The sequence below is a fragment of the Pseudomonas oleovorans subsp. oleovorans genome (genome assembly GCF_002197815.1).
Taxonomy (GTDB): domain Bacteria; phylum Pseudomonadota; class Gammaproteobacteria; order Pseudomonadales; family Pseudomonadaceae; genus Aquipseudomonas; species Aquipseudomonas oleovorans.
The window spans coordinates 1-14240 of the sequence record NZ_NIUB01000062.1 but is presented as its reverse complement, the minus strand read 5'-3'; the positions used below and the strand labels follow the sequence as shown (position 1 = coordinate 14240).

General features: G+C 64.4%; 16 protein-coding genes and 1 pseudogene. 14 read left to right on the top strand and 3 right to left on the bottom strand.

Going from position 1 to position 14240, the window contains the following annotated elements; translation table 11 throughout:
* Positions 1–136: 136 nt before the first annotated feature.
* Entirely contained in the window at positions 137–631 is a 495-nt protein-coding gene (gene bamE / locus PSOLE_RS24855; RefSeq protein ID WP_003461873.1) for an outer membrane protein assembly factor BamE domain-containing protein, read from the bottom strand.
* A gap of 322 nt (positions 632–953) precedes the next feature.
* Between bamE and mgtE the strand changes: the two genes are divergently transcribed.
* Positions 954–2396, top strand: coding sequence for a magnesium transporter (mgtE, locus tag PSOLE_RS22605; protein ID WP_074861162.1), 1443 nt, complete (start codon positions 954–956; stop codon positions 2394–2396).
* 53 nt (positions 2397–2449) lie between these two features.
* Here the strand turns inward: mgtE and PSOLE_RS22600 are convergent.
* Together PSOLE_RS22600 and PSOLE_RS22595 are read right to left on the bottom strand one after the other, a co-directional pair.
* Positions 2450–2707 (bottom strand): annotated as a pseudogene (locus tag PSOLE_RS22600) (transposase); the annotation flags it as partial.
* Between the two features lie 93 nt (positions 2708–2800).
* A complete protein-coding gene (locus tag PSOLE_RS22595) occupies positions 2801–3127 on the bottom strand; it encodes an Arc family DNA-binding protein (RefSeq protein ID WP_003461866.1) in 327 nt (108 codons plus the stop codon).
* A gap of 384 nt (positions 3128–3511) precedes the next feature.
* On the opposite strand from PSOLE_RS22595, the gene phnC reads away from it, so the two are divergent.
* The 13 genes from phnC to phnP all read left to right on the top strand — a co-directional run bounded on the left by phnC (position 3512) and on the right by phnP (position 14074).
* Positions 3512–4336 carry a phosphonate ABC transporter ATP-binding protein gene (gene phnC / locus PSOLE_RS22590; RefSeq protein WP_003461865.1) on the top strand — a complete coding sequence of 275 codons (825 nt, stop codon included), beginning with the start codon at positions 3512–3514 and terminating at the stop codon, positions 4334–4336.
* A gap of 50 nt (positions 4337–4386) precedes the next feature.
* On the top strand, positions 4387–5388 hold the full coding sequence (gene phnD / locus PSOLE_RS22585) for a phosphonate ABC transporter substrate-binding protein (protein WP_074861164.1): 1002 nt from the start codon (positions 4387–4389) through the stop codon (positions 5386–5388).
* 63 nt (positions 5389–5451) lie between these two features.
* Entirely contained in the window at positions 5452–6243 is a 792-nt protein-coding gene (gene phnE / locus PSOLE_RS22580) for a phosphonate ABC transporter, permease protein PhnE (RefSeq protein WP_074861167.1), read from the top strand.
* 20 nt (positions 6244–6263) lie between these two features.
* On the top strand, positions 6264–6986 hold the full coding sequence (gene phnF / locus PSOLE_RS22575; RefSeq protein WP_083393771.1) for a phosphonate metabolism transcriptional regulator PhnF: 723 nt from the start codon (positions 6264–6266) through the stop codon (positions 6984–6986).
* An 11-nt stretch (positions 6987–6997) separates the two neighbouring features.
* Positions 6998–7447, top strand: coding sequence for a phosphonate C-P lyase system protein PhnG (gene phnG, locus PSOLE_RS22570; protein ID WP_074861171.1), 450 nt, complete (start codon positions 6998–7000; stop codon positions 7445–7447).
* Positions 7447–8058, top strand: coding sequence for a phosphonate C-P lyase system protein PhnH (gene phnH / locus PSOLE_RS22565; protein ID WP_074861173.1), 612 nt, complete (start codon positions 7447–7449; stop codon positions 8056–8058). Before phnG ends, phnH begins: the two co-directional genes overlap by 1 nt.
* Positions 8058–9134: a carbon-phosphorus lyase complex subunit PhnI gene (locus tag PSOLE_RS22560; protein WP_074861176.1), complete on the top strand. Its 1077-nt coding sequence runs from the start codon at positions 8058–8060 to the stop codon at positions 9132–9134. Before phnH ends, PSOLE_RS22560 begins: the two co-directional genes overlap by 1 nt.
* Complete coding sequence (locus PSOLE_RS22555; RefSeq protein WP_074861178.1) at positions 9134–10012, top strand: alpha-D-ribose 1-methylphosphonate 5-phosphate C-P-lyase PhnJ; 879 nt, start codon at positions 9134–9136, stop codon at positions 10010–10012. The genes PSOLE_RS22560 and PSOLE_RS22555 overlap by 1 nt, the downstream gene beginning before the upstream one ends.
* On the top strand, positions 10009–10818 hold the full coding sequence (gene phnK / locus PSOLE_RS22550) for a phosphonate C-P lyase system protein PhnK (protein ID WP_074861179.1): 810 nt from the start codon (positions 10009–10011) through the stop codon (positions 10816–10818). The genes PSOLE_RS22555 and phnK overlap by 4 nt, the downstream gene beginning before the upstream one ends.
* 83 nt (positions 10819–10901) lie before the next feature.
* Entirely contained in the window at positions 10902–11618 is a 717-nt protein-coding gene (gene phnL, locus PSOLE_RS22545) for a phosphonate C-P lyase system protein PhnL (RefSeq protein ID WP_074861180.1), read from the top strand.
* Positions 11608–12753 (top strand): alpha-D-ribose 1-methylphosphonate 5-triphosphate diphosphatase, encoded by a 1146-nt coding sequence (locus PSOLE_RS22540; RefSeq protein WP_074861182.1) that lies wholly within the window; start codon positions 11608–11610, stop codon positions 12751–12753. The genes phnL and PSOLE_RS22540 overlap by 11 nt, the downstream gene beginning before the upstream one ends.
* Positions 12753–13334 (top strand): phosphonate metabolism protein/1,5-bisphosphokinase (PRPP-forming) PhnN, encoded by a 582-nt coding sequence (gene phnN, locus PSOLE_RS22535; protein ID WP_074861184.1) that lies wholly within the window; start codon positions 12753–12755, stop codon positions 13332–13334. Before PSOLE_RS22540 ends, phnN begins: the two co-directional genes overlap by 1 nt.
* Positions 13325–14074: a phosphonate metabolism protein PhnP gene (gene phnP, locus PSOLE_RS22530; RefSeq protein ID WP_074861186.1), complete on the top strand. Its 750-nt coding sequence runs from the start codon at positions 13325–13327 to the stop codon at positions 14072–14074. The genes phnN and phnP overlap by 10 nt, the downstream gene beginning before the upstream one ends.
* Positions 14075–14240 lie beyond the last annotated feature (166 nt).

Below are 14240 nucleotides of genomic sequence, written 5' to 3'. Positions count from 1 at the left end.
CTGGCCTGGTTCGACCGCCTGGGATTAGCCCGACTCTCATAACCTCAATCCCTCGAACCGCCCGGTGCGGACCCGCATGCCGGGTGGTGTGGCAGGGGCGCAGTTCATCAGAACTGCCCCCTATGCCGATTGTGCGTTATTTCTTCACGCAGCCGGCTTCGTCGAAGCTGACCTGTCGGCTGTTCCCGCCTTTACGTTTCTCTCGGTAGTGGTAGCGCTGCTGCCCATTGCTGCTGGTGACTCTGTCTGGCTTGCCCAGGCTGCTTTCCACGTCGGCGCGGCTCATGCCGAGGCGGACTTCCTTGCGGATGATCGCCTGGCGTCTCTCGCTGCTGGTCAGCAGGTTGTCGCAACCATCGTCCTGTTGGCCGACGATGACCAGCTCGCCACTGCCGGTCGTGGTGGTTGCTGCGCGCCGGCCTGGGTCCGCGAGAGGGATTGCCTTGCCGCTGCTGGGCGTGTGGTTGCGCGTATCCTGCAGGTGCTGCTCTTGATCGTCGGCGCAGCCGTGGCGGGTGAAGGTGACATGGCCATTTGCACTCACGCAGCGGAACACACTGGCCGCTGAGCTGTCTGCAATAGGGTAGAGAAGTGCAGCGGCCAATAGCGCTGCGAAGTGCAGTCCTCGCATGAGTCGTCCTCCCTGACGTTTGCCTGCTTCAGGTTAGACCGTTTTTTCGTACTCGCCAGGGTGTCCTGACGCGGGTAGCTGGCGTCGCATAGCCAGGTTTTCATGCGAGATCGAAGTTTGTGATGCAAGCAGTTGTTCTTGCCGCGCTTTTGTCACGTACAAAGCTGTTTTGCGGTGTTATCATTCGCCGCGTCAGCCCCGCCGGGGCTTGTGGAATACCACCATGGACTTACCCAGTAGTTACTCAATACTCCCCTCGCACAATCGTGTAAGACCTGATTGATCCCCTCTGGCGTGTCCGCCAACTGGGGTGGAGCGCGCTATGACTGAATTAGAAGCCAAAAAGCCGCAAGAGAGCTTGCAGGATCGCCTGGCCCAGGTGATCGAACTGCTGCATCGGCACAAGCTGGTCGAAGACTTGACTCATCGTCAGGAAGGCCAGCATCACGACCGGGTCGAGAACCTGGTGCATCGTCAGAATCTCGTCGAGCTGCAGCGCAAGCTCGAAGATCTGCACCCTGCGGACATCGCCCACATCCTCGAAGCCTTGCCGCTCGACGAACGTCTCACCGTCTGGCAGTTGGTCAAGTCCGAGCGCGATGGCGACATCCTGCTGGAAGTCTCTGACGCGGTACGGGAAACCCTGATCGCCGACATGGACGATCACGAGATTCTCGCCGCGGCCAAGGACCTGGACGCCGACGAGCTCGCCGACCTGGCGCCGGAACTGCCGCGCGACGTCGTTCACGAGCTGATGGAATCGCTCGACGCCCAGCAGCGCGAGCGTGTGCGTTCGGCCCTGTCCTACGAAGAAGATCAGGTCGGTGCGCTGATGGACTTCGAGATGGTCACCATCCGCGAAGACGTCAGCCTGGAGGTGGTTCTGCGTTATCTGCGCCGCCTGAAAGAGCTGCCGAGCCATACCGACAAGCTGTTCGTGGTCGATTACGACGGCGTGCTCAAGGGCGTGCTGCCGATCAAACGCCTGCTGGTCAACGACCCGGACAAGCAGGTCGGCGAAGTCATGGCCGACGATCCGGTGAGTTTTCACCCGGATGATGATGCTTATGACGCCGCCCAGGCCTTCGAACGTTACGACCTGATTTCCGCCCCGGTGGTGGACAAGAACGGCAAGCTGATCGGCCGTCTGACCATCGACGAGATGGTCGACCTGATCCGTGAGGAAAGCGAAAGCGAAGTGCTGAACATGGCCGGTCTGCGCGAGGAAGAAGACATCTTCGCCTCGGTGTGGAAGTCGGTGCGCAACCGTTGGGCCTGGCTGGCGATCAACCTGGTCACCGCATTCCTCGCTTCGCGGGTGATCGGCCTGTTCGAAGGCTCGATCGAGAAGCTGGTGGCGCTGGCGGCGCTGATGCCTATCGTTGCCGGTATCGGCGGCAACTCGGGTAACCAGACCATCACCATGATCGTGCGCGCCATAGCGCTGGATCAGGTCAGTACCGGTAACACCGCGCGGCTGGTGCGCAAGGAGCTGGGGGTTTCCCTGATCAACGGCATCCTCTGGGGCGGCGTGATTGGTGGGGTGGCCTATTACCTGTACGACAGCTGGTCGCTGGGCGTGGTGATGACCGCGGCAATGACGCTCAACCTTCTGCTGGCGGCGCTGATGGGGGTGCTGATCCCCATGACCCTGGCGCGCCTCGGGCGCGACCCGGCCATGGGGGCCAGCGTGATGATCACTGCGGTGACCGACAGCGGCGGTTTCTTCATCTTCCTGGGCTTGGCGTCGATCTTCCTGCTGTAAGCCGGGTCAGTTCATCAGTTCTACCAGGGCGCCAGGTATCGAGAAAGGCCGTGCTGCAGCAGGGTGCCGTCGACCGAGAAGTGCTCACCCGACATCAGTCCATGCTTCTCGGCCAGGCGCACCACTTCGCTCAGAAACTCGGTGGCCACGGCCTGAGCATTGAGGCGGTCACGGTTCTTCGAGAACACCGAGTGATCCCACACCGGGTCGTCGATGGCCAGGCCGACGAACCAGCGAAAAAGCAGGTTGTAGCCCAGTTGTTCCATGAGCATGCGCTCGCTGTGTAGCGAGTAGAACAGCTGCAGCAATATCGTAAACCACACGCCGCAAAACCAGGCAGGGCGTGGGCGAATTTCAACAAGCTGCTAGCTCGCGAGACTTTGAACAGGCTCTTAGGGCTCGCCTCAGGCTTCTTCGGCGGCCATTTCCACGTCGTGGGCAATCAGAGCGACCAGCGCGTTCTGCTGGCGGCGCGACAACTGACGAAAACGCTGCAGCAATTCACGCTCATGGAGGCTCAGTTCGGGGCTGTCGAGACGCAGGCTGAGATCGTCATCCAGCGCACCTTCCTGAAGCATGCTCTGCTCCAGGCGGGCGATGATTTCCGAATTCATGCTGCGATGATGGTTGCGTGCTACGTCAGCGATACGCTCACGCATGCCATCTGGCAAGCGAACGACAAATTTGTCAGCCGTGCGGCTGGAGTAAATAGCCTGTTTCATAGGGCGCATACATTACCGGTTAGTTCAGGGAGCGATACTGGTAGTCAGTGTCGAGATTGTCACCGGTTTGACCGTGTTTCGCACTAGCCGTTCAACCGGTATCGCGTTCTGCGTCATTATGACCCGAGAGTCATCTGAACAGTTCCTTGACGCCAAATACGTGTCGGATTGTGATTCAGGTGGCGGCTTTATGCCAGCACCGATTGTCTGAAATGCGTGGTATTCGGCAGAACTCATCTTGTCGCGTGGCTCGAGCATAAAAGTTTCAAGTTTCGGTCACTCAATCGTCATCCGTGGTTCGCGGGTCTGACACAGCTTGCGCCTACCTTGGTCTACACCAGAAGGCGCGAGTTAGCTGCCTTCGTATCGACAATGATAGTAGAGGGCCAGCCCATGCGCGCAGCGATTCGAGTCGACCGTCTGAACAAGAGCTTCGGCCGCAAACAGGCGTTGTTCGACCTGGCGCTGTCGGTACAGCCAGGTGAAATGGTGGCCTTGATCGGTGCTTCGGGGTCGGGCAAGTCGACCCTGCTGCGCCATCTCGCCGGCTTGGCACGCGGCGATGCCGGCAGTATCGAAGTGCTCGGTCGCCAGGTCCAGGCCGATGGTCGCCTCAACGGCGACGTGCGCCGTCAGCGCGCCGATATCGGCTACATCTTCCAGCAGTTCAATCTGGTCGGCCGCCTCAGTGTGATGCAGAACGTGCTGCTCGGTGGTCTGGGGCGCATGCCGCGCTGGCGTGGCAGCCTCAGCCTGTTCAATGCCGAGGAAAGGCAGCGTGCCATGCAGGCGCTGGAGCGGGTCGGTCTGGCCGAGTTCGCCGCACAGCGTGCTTCGACCCTGTCCGGGGGGCAGCAGCAACGCGTGGCCATCGCCCGCGCGCTGTGCCAGCAGGCCGAGGTGATTCTCGCCGACGAACCCATCGCCTCGCTCGACCCGGAGTCGGCGCGCAAGGTGATGGAGATTCTCGCCGACATCAACCGCCGCGATGGCAAGACGGTGGTGGTGACCCTGCATCAGGTCGATTACGCGGTGCGCTATTGCCAGCGCGCCGTGGCGCTCAAGGGCGGGCGAATTCATTTCGACGGCCCGACCGCGGGCTTCAACCCAGATTTCCTCAATGACCTCTACGGCGGCGATCTCGATATCAGCCTGCTGCTGCCGCAAGGGCAGCGCCCACGGGCTGTAGAGCGTCCGCTGACGCTGGCCAAGGTCTGACGTCCCTCAGATTCGAACCCTAACGCCAACCCGCAACAGGAGTGTGCTCCATGTTCAAACGCATCGGCCAGGTGCTGGCTGCCTCCGCGCTCGTCACCGGTTCCCTGCTGAGCTCGGCCCAGGCCGCCGAGGAACTCAACTTCGGCATCATTTCCACCGAGTCTTCGCAGAACCTCAAGGCCATGTGGGACCCCTTCCTGGCTGACATGAGCAAGCAGACCGGGGTGAAGATCAACGCCTTCTTCGCCCCGGACTATGCCGGGATCATCCAGGGCATGCGCTTCGACAAGGTCGACGTGGCCTGGTACGGCAACAAGTCGGCGATGGAAGCGGTGGACCGCGCCGGCGGCGAGATCTTCGCCCAGACCGTAGCGGCCAACGGCGCCCAGGGCTACTACAGCCTGCTGGTGGCGCACAAGGACAGCCCGATCAATTCGGTCGAGGACATGCTCAAGAACGCCAAGAGCCTGACCTTCGCCAACGGCGACCCGAACTCCACTTCCGGTTATCTGGTGCCCGGTTACTACGTGTTCGCCCAGAACAACGCCGACGCCGGCAAGATCTTCAAGCGCTCGCTCAACGGCAGTCATGAGGTCAACGCCTTGTCGGTGGCCAACAAGCAGGTCGATGTCGGCACCTTCAACAGCGAGGGCATGGAGCGTCTGGAAGTGACCGCGCCGGACAAGGCCGCGCAGCTCAAGGTGATCTGGACCTCGCCGCTGATCCCGTCCGACCCCATCGTCTGGCGCAAGAACCTGCCGCAGGAAACCCGCGACAAGCTGCGTGAATTCTTCATGAGCTATGGCGACCAGCCGCAGGAACTGAAAGTCCTGGAAGGGCTGCAGTGGGGCAAGTTCCGTGCCTCGAATGACGATCAGCTGCTGCCGATTCGTCAGCTCGAGCTGTTCAAGAAACGCACCGAAGTGGCCAACAACGACAAGCTCAAGGACGCCGACAAGCAGGCCCAGCTCAAGGCGCTGGATGCTGAACTGGCCAAGTTGGAACAGCGCATGGCCGAGCTCGAGAAGCAGAACGGCGCCAGCGCCGGTTGATCCTGGCAGCCCCTCGGTCGACGCCGGGGGGCTGACTGCAATGGTTTTTCCCGAGATACCTTGATGACCACTCTGACTACCCTAAATCCGGTTGCCGATGGCAAGCGCAGCTGGTTGCAGTTGATCGGCTGGGGGCTGTTCCTGGCCGTGCTTGCCTGGTCCTGGCAGGGCGCGGAAATGAATCCGCTGGCCCTGGTTCGCGACAGCGGCAACATGGCCACCTTCGCCGCCGATTTCTTCCCACCGGATTTCAGCAATTGGGAGTTCTACCTCAAGGAAATGCTCGTCACCGTGCAGATCGCTCTGTGGGGCACGGTGCTGGCCATCCTCTGCGCCATTCCGCTGGGCATTCTCTGTGCCGAGAACATCGTGCCCTGGTGGGTGTACCAGCCGGTACGCCGGGTGATGGATGCCTGTCGTTCGATCAATGAAATGGTCTTCGCCATGCTCTTCGTCGTTGCGGTCGGGCTCGGCCCCTTCGCCGGCGTGCTGGCGCTGTTCATCAGCACCACCGGGGTGCTGGCCAAATTGTTCGCCGAGGCGGTCGAGGCCATCGATCCCGGCCCGGTCGAAGGTGTGCGCGCCACCGGCGCCAGCGCCCTGCAGGAGGTGATCTTCGGCGTCATCCCCCAGGTGTTGCCACTGTGGATTTCCTTCTCGCTGTATCGCTTCGAGTCCAACGTGCGCTCGGCCACGGTGGTCGGCATGGTCGGTGCCGGGGGTATCGGGGTGATGCTCTGGGAGTCGATTCGCGGCTTCCAGTTTGCCCAGACCTGCGCGCTGCTGATCGTGATCATCCTGGTGGTGAGCGCCATCGACATCCTGTCCCAGCGCCTGCGCAAGCTTTTTATCTGAACGAGAGGGAGGGCGCCTGCGTGCGCCCTTTTCAGACCATGCACATGTCTAGACAAGATCAGCCGCTCTACCTGGAGCTGGCTGGCGTGCTGCGCGAAGAGTTGCAGCACATGAGCCCGGGCGATTACCTGCCGGGCGAGATGCAACTGGCCGCGCGCTTTGCCGTCAACCGCCACACCCTGCGCCGCGCCGTGGACGAACTGGTGCTCGAAGGTCGCCTGCTGCGTCGCCAGGGCAAGGGTACCCAGGTGTTGGCCAAACCGCTGGTGTACCCGGTGGAGGCGGGCAGTGCCTTCAGTCAGTCGCTGTCGGCGCTGGGTCACTGCGTTGAAGCGCAGTTGATCGAACGCCAGCATCGCCCCGGTAGTAGTGAGGAATGCCGCCACCTGCAACTGCCCGACGGCAGTGAGCTGATCGAGCTGACCACCCTGCGCCTGCTCGAGGGCCAGCCGCTGAGCCTGATCCGCCACCGCTTCTGCGCCAGCCTGGCGCCGCTACTGGCCGACTACCAGGGTGGTTCGCTGCGCCAGTACCTGGCCGAGCGCGACCTGCCGCTGGCGCGCACTTTCAGCCTGATTGGTGCGCGTCTGCCCAGTCACGCAGAAGCCGCGCACCTGCTGATGCCGCGCCATGCGCCGCTGCTCAGCGTACTCACATTGTCCCGCGATCCCGCTGGCCGGGCGGTGGAGCTGGCGCAGTCCAGCAGCCGCGCCGACCGCTTCCAGTACCAGGTAGCGACCTGATGGAGACCCGCATGAACGAAACCGACCCGAACATCGCCGCGCGGCAGCGCTGGATGGGCGTGCTGGCCCGCGCCGGCAGCGCTCTCGACGCCCATGAGGCGGCGCTGAAAGACAGCGCCTACCAGCTGATCCGCGCCCCGGAGGTGGGCATGACCCTGGTGCGCGGGCGCATGGGCGGCACCGGCAGCGCCTTCAACCTCGGCGAGATGACCGTGACCCGCTGCGTGGTGCGCCTGGCCGACGGCCGTACCGGCTACAGCTACCTGGCTGGTCGCGACAAGCGCCGCGCTGAACTGGCCGCCCTGGCCGACGCCCACCTGCAGGGCAGTGACCAGGCGCGCTGGCTCAGTGACCTGATCGACCCCCTGGCCCGCCAGCAGCGCGAACAGCGTCTGGCCCGAGCCGCACAGACTGCCACCACCCAGGTCGAGTTCTTCACCCTGGTCAGAGGAGAGGATTGATGACTACGCCGCACAGTTCGCACTGGCTGCAACCGGCTTTCGACGACCCGGTGCTCGACGCTCAGGTCAGTTTCCGCGCGGCCCTCGGAGCCCTGGCCGAACCGGGGTTGCCGCGCGCCATGGATCGTGCCCATGCCTTGGGCGATCTGGCTCCAGCTACCTATGGCTTGTGTCTGGCCTTCCTCGACAGTGATACGCCTCTGTGGCTGGCGCCGCGTTTCGACACGCCGCTGATTCGCGCCAACCTGGCGTTCCACTGCGGCTGCCCGATTGTCGCTGAACGTGAGATCGCCCTGTTCGCCTTGCTCGATGAAAGCGAGCTGGACGATCTGTCGGACTTCGACAATGGCAGCGAACGCTACCCGGACCAGTCCTGCACGCTGCTGATTCAACTCGACGATCTGCATGCCGGGTCTGCCTTGCGTTGGCGCGGTCCCGGCATCAGGGACGTGCGCAGCGTCAACCTGCCGTTGCCGGCCGTGTTCTGGCAACAGCGCCAGGCGCGCAGCGCCTTTCCCCGTGGTCTGGATTGCTTCTTTGCCGCAGGCAGCGAAGTGATCGGCCTGCCGCGTAGCACCCGCGTGCTGATCGAAACCGAGGAGGCTGCCTGATGTATGTCGCCGTCAAGGGTGGCGAACGCGCCATCGACAATGCCCATCAACTGCTGGCCAGCCGTCGCCGTGGCGATACCACGATCGCTGAATTGGGCGTTAAACAGATCCGCCAACAGTTGCCGCTGGCCGTGGCCCGCGTCATGAGCGAAGGCTCGCTGTACGACGAGGAACTGGCTGCGCTGGCGATCAAGCAGGCCGCAGGCGACCTGATGGAGGCCATCTTCCTGCTGCGCGCCTACCGCACCACGCTGCCGCGCTTCGGTGCCAGCGAGCCGCTGGATACCACGCAGATGCAGCTGGAGCGGCGTATCTCCGCCACCTTCAAGGACTTGCCGGGTGGCCAATTGCTTGGCCCGACCTTCGACTACACCCACCGCCTGCTGGATTTCGCCCTGCTGGCCGAGGGTGAGTATCCGGCGCCGCAAGCGGCGGTGACCGATGAGCCCAAGCCCTGTCCGCGGGTGCTGGATTTTCTCGCTGACGAAGGGCTGATGACCCGCGAGACGGATGACGGTGCGCCGGTGCCGGATATCACCCGCGAGCCGCTGGCCTTTCCCGCCAGCCGCGCCGAGCGCCTGCAGGCACTGGCGCGTGGTGATGAAGGCTTCCTTCTGGCGCTGGGCTATTCCACTCAGCGCGGTTACGGGCGCAACCATCCCTTCGCCGGGGAAATCCGCATCGGCGCCGTGGACGTGTGGATGACGCCCGCCGAACTGGGCTTCGCCGTGCCGCTGGGCGACATCGAAATCACCGAGTGCGAGATGGTCAACCAGTTCGTCGGGGAAAGCGCCGAGCAGGCGCAGTTCACTCGCGGCTACGGCCTGGCCTTCGGCTATGCCGAGCGTAAGGCCATGGGCATGGCCCTGGTCGACCGCGCCCTGCGTGCCGGCGAATACGGCGAAGAGGTGCAGGGCCCGGCGCAGGAAGAGGAGTTCGTACTGATGCACTGCGACAACGTCGAGGCTGCCGGCTTCGTCTCGCACCTCAAATTGCCGCACTACGTCGACTTCCAGGCCGAACTGGAACTGATCCGCACGCTGCGCCGTCAGGCGTCGGCAGAGGAGAACCGCTGATGAATCTTTGCACTGCAAGCGGCGCCCGTGAGGCGACGGCCTACAACTTCGCCTACCTGGACGAGCAGACCAAGCGCATGATCCGTCGCGGCCTGCTCAAGGCCGTGGCGATCCCCGGTTACCAGGTGCCTTTCGGCGGTCGTGAGATGCCGCTGCCCTATGGCTGGGGCACCGGCGGCATGCAGCTGACCGCCGCCATTCTTGGTGCGAACGATGTGCTCAAGGTCATCGATCAGGGTGCTGACGACACCACCAACGCGGTGTCGATTCGCCGCTTCTTCGCCCGCACCGCTGGCGTCGACACCACCGAACGCACGGAGGAGGCCAGCGTGATCCAGACCCGCCACCGCATCCCGGAAACGCCGCTCGCGGCCGGGCAGATCATGGTCTATCAGGTGCCGATTCCCGAGCCGCTGCGCTTTATCGAGCCGAGCGAGCAGGAGACGCGGACCATGCACGCGCTGGAGGACTACGGCGTGATGCACGTGAAGCTGTACGAGGACATCGCCACCTTCGGCCATATCGCCACTGCCTACGCCTACCCGGTGACGGTGGACGAGCGCTACGTGATGGACCCGTCGCCGATCCCGAAATTCGACAACCCCAAGCTGGACATGAGCCCGGCGCTGATGCTGTTCGGCGCTGGTCGCGAGAAACGCCTGTACGCGGTGCCGCCCTTTACCCGCGTGGTCAGCCTGGACTTCGAGGATCACCCCTTCGCCGTGCAGCGCTGGGACGAGTGCTGCGCCTTCTGCGGCAGCAGCGAGTCCTTCCTCGACGAGCTGATCGTCGACGACGCCGGCAGCAAGCGCTACGTCTGCTCCGACACCGACTACTGCCGCCAGCGCACCGAGCGCCTTGAGGAGAGCCTGCAATGAGCGCCGCCGAACGTCTGCAACCTGCCGTGGCAGCGGCCGAGCCGCTGTTCTCGGCGCGTGACCTGACCCGCCTGTACGGCCCGGAAAAGGGTTGCCAGGGCGTGAGTTTCGACCTCTATCCCGGCGAGGTGCTGGGCATCGTCGGGGAGTCCGGCTCGGGCAAGTCCACCTTGCTCAGCCTGCTCTCGGGGCGCTGCCCGCCGGAGCGCGGCACTGTGAGTTATCGCGGCCGTGACGGCCAGTGGCTCGACCTGTACAGCGCCAGTGAAGCCGAGCGGCGCACGCTGCTGCGCACCGAATGGGGTTTCGTCGAGCAGAACCCGCGTGACGGCCTGCGCATGGCGGTGTCGGCCGGCGCCAACATCGGCGAGCGGCTGATGGCCCAGGGCGTGCGCCACTACGGTGAACTGCGCGCCGCCGGGCTCGACTGGCTGAGCCAGGTGGAGATCGACCCGGCGCGCATCGATGACCTGCCGCGCACCTTCTCCGGTGGCATGCAGCAGCGCCTGCAGATCGCCCGCAACCTGGTTTCCGCGCCGCGCCTGGTATTCATGGACGAGCCGACTGGAGGGCTGGACGTGTCGGTGCAGGCGCGCTTGCTCGACCTGCTGCGCGGCCTGGTGCGCGAGCTGGACCTGGCGGTGGTGATCGTCACCCACGACCTGGCGGTAGCGCGCCTGCTGGCCGACCGGCTGATGGTGATGCGCCGTTCGCGCGTGGTGGAGGCGGGGCTGACGGATCAGATTCTCGACGACCCGCAGCATCCGTATTCGCAGCTGTTGGTGTCGTCGGTGTTGCAGCCCTGATTTCGTCCTGTGGGAGGGGCTTTAGCCGCGACCCCTCTTTGTCGCGGCTAAAGCCCCTCCCACGAACGCAGAGAGTATTGACCATGGAAAACCTGATCGAGGTCAGCGGCCTCAGCAAGACCTTCACCCTGCACCAGCAGAACGGCGTCGTCCTGCAGGTGCTGCGTGACCTGAATTTCGCCGTGCGCGGCGGCGAGTGCCTGGTGCTGCACGGCCAGTCCGGCGCTGGCAAGTCGACTCTGCTGCGCACGCTGTACGGCAACTATCTGGCTGCCGGCGGCAGCATCCGCATCCGCCACCAGGGCGCGTCGGTGGAGCTGGTCGGCGCCGAACCGCGCCAGGTGCTGGCGGTGCGTCGGCAGAGCCTGGGTTACGTCAGCCAGTTCCTGCGGGTGATCCCACGCGTGTCGACCCTGGACGTGGTGATGGAACCGGCGCTGTCGCGTGGCTGGACGCGCAGCGACGCCGAGGCGCGAGCCAAGGCATTGCTAGGCCGGCTGAATATTCCTGAGGCGCTGTGGCAACTGGCGCCGGGCACCTTCTCCGGCGGTGAGCAGCAGCGCGTCAATATTGCGCGCGGCTTCATGGTCGAGTGGCCGGTGCTGCTGCTCGACGAACCCACCGCCTCGCTGGACGACGCCAACCGCCAAGTGGTGCTTGAGCTGATCAATGAGGCCAAGGCCGCCGGCAGCGCGCTGATCGGCATCTTCCATGACCGCATCGCCCGCGAGGCGGTGGCTGACCGTTACCTCGACATGAGCGCCGCGGCGGCGCAACCGGAGTACGTCTATGTCGTCTGAACAGATTCTCAGCAACGCCCGTATCGTCACTGCCGAGCGCGAGTTCCTCGGCTCGCTGCTGCTGCGTGACGGGCTGATCGCCGCGGTGGATGAGGGCACCAGCCGCCTGCCGCAAGCCCAGGATCTCGGTGGCGATTACCTGCTGCCGGGGCTGGTGGAGCTGCACACCGACAACCTTGAGAAACACATGAGCCCGCGCCCCGGGGTGGACTGGCCGTCGACCTCGGCGGTGCTGACCCACGATGCGCAGATCGTTGCCGCCGGCATTACCACGGTGTTCGATGCGCTGTCCATCGGCGACATCAACCCGCGTGGCCGGCGCATGCAGCAATTGCCTACGATGATCGAGGCCATTGCCGCCAGCGAGGCAGCCGGGCAGACCCGCGCCGAGCACCGCCTGCACCTGCGTTGCGAGCTATGCCACCCCGATGCCCTGACCATCTACCGCGATCTGGTGGAGCATCCGCTGGTGTCGCTGGTGTCGGTAATGGATCACTCGCCCGGTCAGCGCCAGTTCGCCAAGGTGGAGAAGTACCGCGAGTACTATACGGGCAAGTACCACCTGAGCCCGGCGGAGATGGAGGAATTCCTTCAGGAGCAGATCGCCAATTCGCGCCAGTATAGCGACCGCCAGCGCCGCGCCATCGTCGAGGACTGCCACAGCCGGGGTATCTCGGTGGCCAGCCATGACGACGCGACCCTGGCCCACGTGCAGGAGTCGGCCAGCTTTGGCATGGCCATCGCCGAATTTCCCACCACCCTGGAGGCCGCCAGGGCCAGTCACGAACGGGGGCTGAAGGTGCTGATGGGCGCTCCGAACGTGGTGCGTGGCGGTTCGCATTCGGGCAATATCGCCGCCGCCGAGCTGGCACGTCACGGCGTGCTGGATATCCTTTCCAGCGACTACTACCCGGCCAGCCTGTTGCATGCGGCCTGGCTGCTCGCCGGGCAGGACAACGACTATGATTTGCCTGCGGCCATCGCCACCGTGAGCCGCGCACCGGCCAGGGCGGCGGGTATGGATGACCGCGGCGAGATTCGCGTCGGCCTGCGCGCCGACCTGGTGCAAGCCAGGGCCCATGGCCAGCAGCCGGTGATCCAGCAGGTGTGGCGCCAAGCACGAAGGGTATTCTGATGCAGGGCAGGTTGATCTATCTGATGGGGCCTTCGGGCTCGGGCAAGGACAGCCTGTTGCAAGCCGCGCGTGCGCCGCTGGAGGCGCACGGCTGCCGTTTCGCCCGGCGGGTTATCACCCGTAGCGCGGAGTCGGTAGGTGAGGACGCACTGGGCGTCACCCCGGACGAGTTCGAGCGTCTGCAGGGCGAGGGCGCCTTCGCCCTGAGCTGGCTTGCCAACGGCCTGGCCTACGGCATCCCGCGCGAGATCGATGATTGGCTGAGCGCCGGGCAGGACGTGCTGATCAACGGTTCGCGCGGCCATCTGGCTGCCGCCCGTCAGCGCTATCCAAACCTGCTGGCGATTCTGCTGCAGGTCGACGAAGCGGTGCTGCGCCAGCGCCTGCTGGCCCGTGGCCGCGAGACGCCAGAGCAGATCGAACAGCGCCTGGCGCGCAGCCGCAGCTTTGCTGTTGTGGGAGGCGCTTCAGCGGCGACTGTTGCGCAGGAGCACATTTGCGTTCTAGACAACTCCGGCCCACTGCAACAGACCGTGAATTGCCTGCTGCACCTGCTCGACGAGACCCGCCGATGCGCCTGACCCTGCTCGGCACCGGCGATGCGCGCCAGGTGCCGGTGTACAACTGCAGCTGCCCGGCCTGCGCTGCGGCGCGCATCTCTCCCGCGCGGCGCCGTGGCCCCTGTTGCGCGCTGATCGAATGCGGCGCGCAGTGCTGGCTGATCGACAGCGGCCTGACCGATCTCACCGAGCGCTTCGCGCCGCACAGTCTCAGCGGCATTCTGCAGACCCACTACCACGCCGATCACGCCCAGGGCCTGTTGCACTTGCGTTGGGGCCAGGGGCTGGTGATTCCAGTGCATGGCCCGGACGACCCGGAAGGCCTGGCCGATCTGTACAAGCACCCCGGTATTCTCGATTTCAGCCAGCCGTTCGCCGCTTTCGAGCGCCGCCAGTTGGGCGAGTTGAGCGTCACCGCGTTGCCGCTGAATCATTCCAAGCCGACTTTCGGCTATTTGTTCGAAGGGCAGGGCAGACGCATCGCCTACCTCACCGACACGGTGGGCGTACCCGAAGCCAGTTGCGTCGAGCTTGAGCGCGCGCCGCTGGATCTGCTGGTGCTCGACTGCTCCACCGCGCCGCAGCCAGTGGTGCCGCGCAACCACAACGACCTGACCCGCGCGCTGGAGGTCATCGAGCGCCTGCAGCCGACACAGGCGGTGCTGACCCATATTGGCCATAGCTTCGACGCCTGGCTGCTGGAGCATCCCGACGCCTTGCCGGAAGGCGTCAGCCTGGCCAGCGACGGTCTGCTGCTGTAACCCGGAGGCATCCGGGGAGGTTTAATCGAACTGGGGCGGCCCCGGATTGCATCCGTATATGGACTCCTCCCGTTTTGCCAGTGAAATAATCTGCCTCTGAACCTAGGTACGACTGCTTCCGTATATTCGACTTCTGATAAGGCGTTAGCCTTGAGCCATGATGAAT

Excerpts from the sequence above, each read along its gene's own strand:
- bamE (WP_003461873.1), bottom strand. The coding sequence starts at position 631 with ATGCGAGGACTGCACTTCGCAGCGCTATTGGCCGCTGCACTTCTCTAC.
- mgtE (WP_074861162.1), top strand. The coding sequence starts at position 954 with ATGACTGAATTAGAAGCCAAAAAGCCGCAAGAGAGCTTGCAGGATCGC.
- phnL (WP_074861180.1), top strand. The coding sequence starts at position 10,902 with ATGGAAAACCTGATCGAGGTCAGCGGCCTCAGCAAGACCTTCACCCTG.
- PSOLE_RS22560 (WP_074861176.1), top strand. The coding sequence starts at position 8,058 with ATGTATGTCGCCGTCAAGGGTGGCGAACGCGCCATCGACAATGCCCAT.
- phnC (WP_003461865.1), top strand. The coding sequence starts at position 3,512 with ATGCGCGCAGCGATTCGAGTCGACCGTCTGAACAAGAGCTTCGGCCGC.
- phnK (WP_074861179.1), top strand. The coding sequence starts at position 10,009 with ATGAGCGCCGCCGAACGTCTGCAACCTGCCGTGGCAGCGGCCGAGCCG.
- phnN (WP_074861184.1), top strand. The coding sequence starts at position 12,753 with ATGCAGGGCAGGTTGATCTATCTGATGGGGCCTTCGGGCTCGGGCAAG.
- PSOLE_RS22540 (WP_074861182.1), top strand. The coding sequence starts at position 11,608 with ATGTCGTCTGAACAGATTCTCAGCAACGCCCGTATCGTCACTGCCGAG.
- phnE (WP_074861167.1), top strand. The coding sequence starts at position 5,452 with ATGACCACTCTGACTACCCTAAATCCGGTTGCCGATGGCAAGCGCAGC.
- phnG (WP_074861171.1), top strand. The coding sequence starts at position 6,998 with ATGAACGAAACCGACCCGAACATCGCCGCGCGGCAGCGCTGGATGGGC.
- PSOLE_RS22595 (WP_003461866.1), bottom strand. The coding sequence starts at position 3,127 with ATGCGCCCTATGAAACAGGCTATTTACTCCAGCCGCACGGCTGACAAA.
- PSOLE_RS22555 (WP_074861178.1), top strand. The coding sequence starts at position 9,134 with ATGAATCTTTGCACTGCAAGCGGCGCCCGTGAGGCGACGGCCTACAAC.
- phnD (WP_074861164.1), top strand. The coding sequence starts at position 4,387 with ATGTTCAAACGCATCGGCCAGGTGCTGGCTGCCTCCGCGCTCGTCACC.
- phnH (WP_074861173.1), top strand. The coding sequence starts at position 7,447 with ATGACTACGCCGCACAGTTCGCACTGGCTGCAACCGGCTTTCGACGAC.
- phnP (WP_074861186.1), top strand. The coding sequence starts at position 13,325 with ATGCGCCTGACCCTGCTCGGCACCGGCGATGCGCGCCAGGTGCCGGTG.